At 59.9% G+C, this 10491-nt stretch carries 5 protein-coding genes; all 5 read left to right on the top strand.

The features are described from left to right. On the top strand, positions 1-498 hold a 498-nt coding region (locus VK725_RS09125), incomplete at its 5' end, for a glucokinase (RefSeq protein ID WP_325317747.1). Next, positions 495-2831, top strand: a complete 2337-nt coding sequence (locus tag VK725_RS09120) for a beta-N-acetylhexosaminidase (protein ID WP_325317746.1) — start codon at positions 495-497, stop codon at positions 2829-2831. The genes VK725_RS09125 and VK725_RS09120, both read left to right, overlap by 4 nt. A 194-nt stretch (positions 2832-3025) precedes the next feature. After that, a complete protein-coding gene (locus tag VK725_RS09115; protein ID WP_325317745.1) occupies positions 3026-6232 on the top strand; it encodes a TonB-dependent receptor in 3207 nt (1068 codons plus the stop codon). A gap of 203 nt (positions 6233-6435) precedes the next feature. Beyond that, positions 6436-7824: an APC family permease gene (locus VK725_RS09110; protein WP_325317744.1), complete on the top strand. Its 1389-nt coding sequence runs from the start codon at positions 6436-6438 to the stop codon at positions 7822-7824. 4 nt (positions 7825-7828) lie between these two features. Next, positions 7829-10491, top strand: a 2663-nt coding sequence (locus tag VK725_RS09105; protein WP_325317743.1) for a glycoside hydrolase family 2 protein, incomplete at its 3' end; no start/stop codon positions are given.

Below are 10491 nucleotides of genomic sequence, written 5' to 3'. Positions count from 1 at the left end.
GTTCGCGAGCGCGAGGTTCTCGCGCATCTCGCGCCGAATGGCGGTTACGTGGCGTTTGAACACATCGTGTCGGGCCCCGGCCTGCTGACCCTCTACGCAACCCTGTGTGCGCTGCATGGGGTAACGCCCAAGCTGGCGACGCCTGAAGCCGTCACGAAGGCAGCCGTTGCCTGCAGCGATGCGCAAGCCGTCGAAGCTGTGGATATTTTATGTGCTTCGCTTGGAAGCTTCGTCGGCAATCTCGCGATGGCCTTCATGGCGACAGGCGGCGTGTATCTCGCCGGCGGCTTTCTGTCTTCCATCTTCGAGCTGCTTAAGCGCAGCGCTTTCGAGCAGCGATTTCTGCACGGACGCAGCGCGCGTGCGTTGCTGTCGCAAGTGCCAGTATGGGTAACGGAGCATGGCCACCACGGTGTGCAGGGCGCTGCGCAGTGGTACCTGAGGCATGGCATGTCGGGAGCGCTACGGCATGCCGTAGCAGGTGGTGTGGGCGCATGAGCCGCATCGCGACAGCAACATTTTTCCGATGCGTGACCATCGCGTGCTTCGCGATCACGGGCGCTGTCGATGCAGCGCCTGCTGTTCCCACTTGGTCGTTGCTGCCGCAGCCGGCAAAGGTCAGCCCAGCCGGATCGGGCGCTGTCGAAATCGCGGATGGCGCGGTCGTCTCGGTGCGCGGCGTGGAACGGCAACAATTGCAGTCGATAGCACAGCGATTCGCACAACGTGTGGCCGATACCAACGGATTGAACTTGCGCATGGCGACGACGAGCGCCGCGCGTCCTGCGATCACCTTCGAGGTGAACCCGAACGCTGATATCACGGACGATGCGGGCTATCGCATCACCGTGAACAACGACGGCATCCTCGTCACGGCACGCACGCCCCGTGGCGCGTTTTACGGCAGCGTCACTCTGTGGCAGTTGCTGACGCCACCCGGATGGGCTCATGGCGCGCCCGTCGAAGTTGCCGATGGTGTCATCGACGATCACCCACGTTTCGCGTGGCGCGCACTGTTGCTCGATTCCGGGCGGCACTATCAAAGCGTCGCAGACATCAAGAAGCTGATCGACTGGATGTCGCTCAACAAGTTGAACGTGTTGCTCTGGCACGTGACCGAAGACCAAGGTTGGCGTTTGGAGATTCCCAAGTATCCCGAGCTCACGAAAGTAGGTGCATGTCGCAAGGCAGTTGGCCTCGACAGCGAACTGACCGGTTCTACCGACCTACCCTACTGCGGGTTTTATACCGAAGCCGACGCGCGCGACATCGTGCGTTACGCCGCCGAGCGCTATGTGGATGTGGTACCGGAAATCGATCTTCCCGGACATTCGCAGGCAGCCATCGCCGCGTATCCGTCGCTAGGCGTCACTGGCAAGCGCCCGTCGGTGTGGACCGAATGGGGCGTCAGCCCGTGGTTGCTCAAGCCCGATGAAAAGACCTTGCAATTTGTCGACGACGTGCTCGATGAGGTGATGCAGCTTTTCCCCTCGCGATACATCTCCATTGGCGGCGACGAGGCGGACAAGCAGCAGTGGAACGCATCGCCGGAAGTGCGCGCGCAGATGCACAAGCTGGGCCTTTCGAACATGGATCAGCTGCAGAGCTGGTTCACCAATCAGGTCGCCGCGCATCTTATCCAGCACGGTCGCACGCCGGTTGGCTGGGATGACGAGCTGGTTGCCGGCGCGACGCTTCCGGCATCGGAAGTGGTGATGTCGTGGCACGGTAACGACAACGAACGCGTGGCGCTCGCTGCCATCAAGCAAGGCCACGACGTGGTCATGACACCGCAAGAATCGCTGTACTTCGACCACTATCAGTCCGACCTACCCGACGAATGGGCGGGGCCGCCGCCCGCAGCGACGTTGCGGCAAGCCTACGACACGGTCGTTATCCCCAATGGTGCGAGCGCGATCGAAGCCCAGCGCATCATCGGTGTGCAAGGTGGTCTGTGGACCGAGCAGATGCCTACCTTTGCGCACGACCAGCATGCGGTATTCCCGCGCATCGCAGCGATGTCGGAACTTGGTTGGTCACCGCCGAGCGCGCACGACTGGAATGGCTTTCTGCAACGCATGCCGGCCGAACTGGCGCGTTACCGTGCGCTCGGCATCGACTATGCCGACAGTGCGTTCGCTCCCGTCTTCCATGTGACTGCAGCGGCGCACGGTGCGTTCCAGATCGAGCTGTCCAACCAGGTGGCATTCGGGACGATTCGTTACACGACGGATGGCTCCGAGCCAACCAACCAATCCACGCCGTACGGGCGGTCACTCACGCTACCGATCAACGCGATCTTGCGTGCTGCAACGTTTGCACCAGACGGTTTCGAACTCGCAGCACCACGCGTGCAGGTGTTGGATGAAACAACGTTGCTGAGCCGCGAAAGTAGCGCGCTTGCAACGTGCTCCAACCAGCCGAGCTCACGCCTTGACGGCAGCAGATCGGCGCAGGGACCGAGGCCGGTTTACTCGGTAGATATCGGTAATGCGTGCTGGCTGTGGCCGCAGGCGCCATTGGATGGCATCAAGCACGTCCAGATGACTGTCGAGCACGTGACATGGCGCTTCGGCGACGAAGCTGCGAATGCGGTAGTGCGCCACAAGACAAGCGCAGCTGGCGAGTTCGAGATTCATGCCGATTCCTGCACCGGGCCGCTGATTGCCAGCTTGCCGCTGGAGCGCGCGATGCAGGCAAAAGGCCAGATGCAGCTTGAGGCAAACGTTGCCACGCCGGCGGGGGCCGGCGTTCGCAACGTGTGCGTCTTCGTTACTGGCGATCCACGCGATGGCCAGTGGGCGTTGGCGCGGATGGCGTTTTCGAAATAAGCGGTAAGCGGGACGGGGGTCCCGTGTAGTAGCACCAAGTGAAATGGCTTTGGCTTGGGAAGCCAAAGTCGGGGACATCGAGACATTGCATCACGACGGCGTGCGAACCCGCAGGCACCGCCGGGCTACACGCGTTTTGGAATACCACGAAGCACCCGAGGATCGACAGGCAACATCAACGAGGTTAAAAGCCCATGTCCACCGTACTTCGCAAGCATCCATTGTCATTTGCCGTCACTGTGTCGCTGTTCGCTGTCGTGTCGACGACGAGTGCAGCGTCGACATTCGCCTATGTCCAGACGGACGGCCAAACCACGCAGGCCAACACCACGGCGCAAACCGCGCCGGCCCCTGCTCCGCCGGGGCCTAACACCAAGAAAGACGACGCCAAGAAAGCGGATGACGCGGCGAAAAAAAATGCAACCACGCTGTCGACCGTATCTGTTTCGGGCGTACGCGCGTCGCAGGAGCACGCCATCGATCTGAAACGTGATGCTCCAAACATTCAGGACAGCATCACGGCGGAAAACATCGGCGCGCTGCCCGACACCACGATCACCGACTCCTTGCAACGCGTCACTGGCGTGCAGATCAATCGCGACGCTGGCGTTGGTACGTCGGTGGACGTACGCGGCCTGCCTGAGGTCGGCACCATGTTGAACGGCGAAGTGTTCATCACGGCCGATCAGATCGACTCGCAGCAGCCCGACTTCACCATGTTGCCGTCCACGCTGTTTCACGGCGTCGACGTGGTGAAGTCCTCGACCGCCAACGAAACCGACGCCGGTATCAGCGGCGCCGTCGACCTGCATACCTATCGCCCATGGGATCTTCCCAGCGGATTTACGTACAGCTATTCAACCGATGCAGAGCGCGGCTCCACGACCAATCATTTAGGGCCTGAGGCCAACGGACTGGTTTCGTACAACGATAGCGGCCGCTGGGGTTTGCTGATCGCTGCCGACTTCTCCAACACCACGCGCTTTAACTCGTCGGAAGGTCTCGATCAATACGGCGTAGTGCTCAATGGCGAGAACGCCGCCAGCGCAGGTGGCTACAACGGCTTCCTGACGCCGTGGAACGGCGCGCCCATTCCATCGAAGATCGTTCAAAACGCCGACGGCAGTGTGGACGTCAATGGCGACGGCAAGTCCAACGGCGTCTTCATGGGCAGCCAGGACATCAACATCAACGACATTACGACGCAACGCAAACGCAAGTCCGGCAATGCCTCGTTCCAGATGGATCTCGGTAACGGCTTGAGTCTGACCAGCGACTACTTCTACTCGCAACAACGCGAGTACGATCTGAATGACGGCATTCAGTTCAACTCCACCAACTGGCAAGGTGCAACGTACGTGCCGGTGCAATCGCGCAATACCGGAAGCCCTGCTCTGGGCTCCTATGGCACACCCGAGCCGGGCTGGCAGGGCTCGCAGATCTACACCACGCAGGTGTATGAGAAATGGCCCGGCGACGTGGAGTCGTACTCGCAGATCATCCAGAAAAGCTCCAACGCGAAGAATTTCAATCTTCAGCTGGATTACGACGATGGCGGCCCTTTCACCGCGAGCGTACGTGGTATCCGCGACACCGCGTTCCAGTCGAATGTAGAAACCGACATCAATGTTTCCGACTCCGACGGTGCACTGTGGCCTAACGTGTTGATGCCCGGCGCGAATGTGCCGCCCGGTACGTTCGTCTACCCGGCACAGCTGGGTGGTGACCGCGTGTTCAACGCAAATGGCATTCCGCAGAACACGGTACCGATCATCGCGAACTTCGAGGGACGTTACATCACCGTCAACATGCCACCATCGTTGGCGGCCGATTTCGCCAACCCCAACGCGTGGACGATGAAGACACTGGAATCGTCCGGCGACTATGACCGCCAAGTGGCGTTGAACGCGTTGCGCTTCGACGGAAAATACGATTTCCAGGACGGTTTCAAGCTCGAATTCGGCATACGAAACAGCATTCGCAACGCCGACAATTATGGTTGGACGCTGGAAACACCCGTCTATGCAGGCATCGGTGCCAGCGATCCGAACGGATGCCTGGTGCGTTATGTGGGTGCCGATGTGGTGTTGAATAGCGGCTCGTGTACCGCGAGCAACTCAGAGGGTTACTTCCGCGCTGGACCGCTGTCGGCGATATCGATGCCCAATACGGCTACACCGCTGTCGAGCAACTTCAAGGAGTACACCAATCTGCTTGGCTCGGGCATCAATTTCTGGGCGGTCAATCCTAACGCGATGGTCAATCCCATTTCGTATTGGAAATCGCTCTACCCCGATACCACCGAAGTCGCTGAGCCGGGAACGAGCTGGGATGTGCAGCTGAAGGAGTTGACGGGCTATTTGCAAGGCGATTTCGATGGCACCATCGGCGATATGCCGTACAGCGGCAACGTTGGCGTTCGCATGATTCACACCAATCTAAATGTCACTCAGTTTTTGAGTGGCGCCCCTGGTGCGTACGGCGACGAACCTGTCGAAACAGGCACGGCTGTCACCAAGCGCAGTTATCAAGACGTGTTGCCGTCAGTCAACTTCTCGCTGGATATCTTCGATAACCTGAAGTTTCGATTGGCCGCTTCGAAGAACATGATGCCGCTGGACCTCAGCGCATGGGGCGGCGGCCTGCAGTTGAACTATTCGCTGGCAGAGACGCCGCAGGGACCGATCTTCCGCGTCGCCGATGGCACATCGACCGGCAACCCGAACCTCAATCCGTGGCGCTCCACCAACTATGGTGCATCGCTGGAGTACTACATCAACCCCACCAGCATGCTCAGCCTCGCGCTGTTCCGCATCAACGTGGAAAGCTTCATCAAGAACGGCAGCGTAACCAACTGCACCCTGCCCGATGAGGACGGCGTGGTTCGCGATCATTGCATCGTGATCACCGAACCCGTTCAGGGCACCGGCAACAGCATTCAGGGCGCGGAGTTCGATTACCGCCAAGGCTTCACCTTCCTGCCAAGCTTCCTGTCCAAGACCGGTATGGAGTTGAACGCCACGTACGCACCAAGCAATTCGGGCGAAAAGGATTTGGCTGGCAACAAGATTCCATTCCAGGATAACTCCACCGAATCGGGCAACTTCATCCTGTGGTATCAGGATGATCGCTTCCAAGCCCGCCTCGCGTACAACTATCGTTCGAAGCGAGCGGTGATGGATAGTGTGGGTGGCATCACGGGGATGGAGATGTACGAAGCGCCGCAGAAGTATCTCGATGCGTCGATCTCGTACAAGTTCAGCAAATACGCCGAAGTGTTCCTGGACGGCACCAACCTCACCAACGAGTACCAGCGTTACTACCTCGTGTGGCCCGACCAGCCTGCGCACTCGACGTTCTCCGAGCGCATGTTCATGTTGGGCGTACGTGGTCAGTGGTAGTCGGAGCGCCTTCTGAGAATCTCGAATAATCCCGTCCTACTCGTCATCCCGGCGAATGCCGGGATCCAGTGCCTTACGCTTCCATGTGTTAAAGACGCTGGGCCCCGGCTTTCACCGGGGCGACGATGAGGTACGGGGCAACAAGATCGTTTTCCGGGGCGGCTTCATCGCGCCCCTTCGCAACCCATCACGACTAGGCAAGCATGCAGGACTCCAACGCGCCCCTGAACGTTCGCGATAACGCCTTCCATCGCTCCATCGGCCTGTTCTCGGGAACCGCGATCAATATGACCCAGATGTGCGGCATCGGGCCGTTCATCACCATTCCCATCATGGTTGCGGCGATGGGCGGTCCGCAGGCGGTCATCGGCTGGATTGCCGGCGCGATTCTGGCTATGGCGGATGGCTTGGTGTGGGCCGAACTCGGTGCGGCCATGCCGGGTTCCGGGGGAACTTATGTTTACCTGCGCGAAGCGTTTCAGTACCGCACCGGCAAACTGATGCCGTTTCTTTTCATCTGGACGATGCTGTTGGCGATTCCCCTGCTGATGTCCACAGGCATCATCGGCATGGTGGAGTATTTGGAGTTCTTCTTTCCTAACCTGGGTTGGTGGCCGGTGCATGTCATCGGCTTGGTGGCCACTGCCATCGTTACGTGGCTGCTGTACCGTCGCATCGAATCGGTTCGCGTGATTACGATCGCGCTGTGGATCATCATGCTGGTCTCCGTCGTCGGCGTGACGGCGGCAGGCTTCTCACACTTCCATGCGAGCTTCGCTTTTACCTACCCGCCCGGCGTGTTTGGCAGCCACTTCTTCATGGGGCTTGGTGCCGGACTGATCATCGGCATTTACGACTATCTCGGCTACAACACCACCGCCTACATCGGCGACGAGTTACGCAATCCGGGGCGGACAATGCCCGGCACCATCATTGTCTCGGTGATCGCGATGATGTTTGTCTATCTCCTACTCAACATCAGCGTACTTGGTGTGGCGCCGTGGCAGGAAATCGCGCAATCCAAGTCGGTGGCTTCGCTGGTCGTAGAGCGTAGTTGGGGACATCTGGCGGCCGCCGTCATGACCGTGCTCATCATTGTGACTGCGTTCGCCTCGGTGTTCACCGGCCTGCTGGGTGGATCGCGCGTGCCGTTCCAGGCAGCACACGACAAGGTGTTTCTATCCGTGTTCGGACGCTTGCATGCGAAGCACGGTTTCCCACACGTAGCGTTGCTCACGATGGGCGTGGTGACGGCCATCGGTACGTTCTTTGACCTGACCGAAGTCATCAACATGCTGCTGGCCGCGACCATCATCGTGCAGTCCATCGCGCAGGTCGCCGCGTTGGTCGTGTTGCGCAAGCGTCAGCCCCATCTCGATCGCCCGTATAAGCAATGGCTTTACCCAGTGCCATGTGTGATCGCGCTGCTGGGATGGATCTACGTGTACGTGTCGGCCTCCACGTTGTCGCTGATCCTTTCCGGTATATGGATCGTCGCTGGCCTCGTGGTATTTGCGATGTGGGCCAAGCTCAATCGGTCCTGGCCGTTCGCGCCCGTTGAAATACGCGAAACCTATCTTGAGAAACAGTGACGCCATGCAAACTCCAGCCAAGCACGCACTTTGGATGATGGCCGCGTTAGCCGTATTGGCGTCGTCGTCCGCTCACGCCCAAACGACCTACGCACCCACTCAGGTAGACGTCGACGCCGGTTCCGTCACCGCCATCGGTCATTGGCAGATTCAAGACAGCGCGAAAGCGCAGCAAGATGGCACCGAAATTTCCTCGACGGGCTTCTCCACCGAGGACTGGTACCCGGTGAGTGGCCGAGCAACCGTCATGGCGGGATTGTTGGAAAACGGCACGTACAAGAACGACGTGTTCTACAGTGACAATTTGCGCGCGGTGCAGGTGCCGGATTCCAGCGGCAATCTTTTTGTGACGTCTTGGTGGTACCGCACAGAATTCACGCTCTCGAAGGACTCATCTGGCCACCATACGCTGCTGCGTACGAACGGCATGATCGCCAGCGCCGACGTGTGGGTGAACGGACATCAGGTAGCCGACCACGCCGACGTCGCCGGCGCCTATCCCGTGCATGGGTTCGACGTGACGCGCTGGATACACGCGGGCACGAACGTTCTCGCCATGCGTGTGCATCCAGCCGATCCAAGAAAGAGCCTGTCCATGGGATGGGTGGATTGGAACCCCACACCCCCGGATAACAACATGGGACCGTGGCGCGGCGTGGACATCATGCAGACCGGCCCGGTCGAGTTGAGCTTCCCACAGGTTCTTTCAACGCTGTCGCTACCCGATCTCGCGCACGCCGCACTCACCGTGAAGGTAGATGCGAAGAACCTCGATACCGTGGCGCACGATGCGACGATCACCGGCACAGTGGCCGGCGTACCAATGCAACAAACCGTGCACCTCGCGCCAGGACAAACGCAGGTCGTTTCGTTCTCGCCCACGACAACGCCGGGCCTCGCACTGAATCATCCAAAGATTTGGTGGCCCGTCGGCATGGGCGAACATCCGCTGTATCAACTGGAGATGACCGCTGCAGTCGATGGTGCAACGTCTGACAAAGCCACTGCGACGTTCGGCATACGCAGCGTCAGTTCGAACCTGACGAAGCAGGGCTATCGCCAGTTCTTCATCAACGGCAAACCCGTGCTGATCCGCGGCGGCGGCTGGGCGCCGGACATGTTCCTGCGCGACGATCCTGCACGCATGGAGGCCGAGTTCAACTATGTTCTCAACCTTGGACTCAACGCTATCCGCAGCGAAGGCAAGTTGGAGAATCAGCGTTTCTACGACCTCGCCGACCGCGACGGCATTCTGATACTGGCGGGCTGGGAATGCTGCGACAAATGGGAGTCGGCCGCCAAGACCGGCGGCTCGCCCTGGACCTCCGCCGACATGAAAGTGGCCGAAGACTCCATGGCCAGCGAAGCGCGCCTGCTGCGCAACCATCCATCTGTGATCGGCTTCCTGATCGGCAGCGATAACCCACCTCCGCCGCCCATCGCGAAGATGTATGTCGACACGTTGCGCGCAGCTGACTGGTCGTTGCCGATCATCTCGGCGGCTGTCGCAAAAGGCACAGCGGAAGCCGGTCCTTCCGGTCTGAAGATGGACGGCCCTTACGACTGGATACCGCCGTCGTACTGGTATGCCGACAAGCTGGGCGGTGCATTCGGCTTCGATTCGGAAGTCAGCGCAGGCGCGGATATTCCGCGCTTGGAAGATGTGCGGCGCATGCTGTCGCCGCAGGAGCAGGAGGCGCTATGGAAATACCCGGAGGCTAGGCAATACCACGCATCCGCCGACTGGTCGACATTCGCCGTGTTGACGCCATTCGACAAGGCGCTGGCCGCTCGCTACGGCGCACCGACGAATCTCGCCGATTATGTCGCCAAGGCCCAGCTCGACAACTACGACAACGTCCGCGCACAGTTCGAAGCGTTCAACGCGCACATGGATGCCGATAAGCCAGCAACCGGCGTGATCTACTGGATGCTCAACAACGCGTGGCCCTCGTTGCACTGGCATCTATACGACTACTTCATGAATCCTGCGGGCGCGTACTTCGGCGCCAAGAAAGCCAACGAGCTGGTGCACATCCAATATTCGTACGACACGAACGGTATCGTGCTGGTGAACCACACGCTGGATGATGTTCATGGCCTGCAAGCGAACATCCGCGTGCGCAATCTCGACGGTAGCGTGCGCTACGAGAAGCACCTGCAGAACATCGACCTTGCGGGCAACCACACGCGGTCATTGGCAGCACTGCCGGCCATCGCCGGCCTGTCGCCCGCGTACTTCATCGAGCTCGACCTCGCCTCTTCCGACGGCAAGCCAGTCAGCCGCAACGTCTACTGGCTATCTACCCGGGCGGACGTGCTCGACTGGGCGAATTCGAACTGGTACCTCACCCCGCTGACGCAGTATGCAGATTTGACCTCGCTACGGTCCTTGCCAGCCGCGACGAGCGAGGTCCGCGCAACGACACGGCGCGAGGGAAGCGATGACATCACCACGGTCACGTTGTCGGTGCCGGCATCGTCTAAGGCCGTGGCGCTGTTCCAGCACGTGTCGATCAGGCATGGTGCGCACGGCAACCTTGCGCTGCCCATACTGTGGAATGACAATGACGTCACGCTTTGGCCCGGTGAGTCGATGGTTTTGACCGCGCGATACGCATCGCAGGAAACGGCCGAACCGGTGGTCGAAGTGAGTGGGTGGAACGT

Origin of the sequence: Dyella sp., assembly GCF_035486915.1 — a bacterium.
Lineage (GTDB): Bacteria > Pseudomonadota > Gammaproteobacteria > Xanthomonadales > Rhodanobacteraceae > Dyella_B.
Note: the sequence above shows the minus strand (reverse complement) of the source record. Positions and strands in the feature narration are given on the sequence as shown.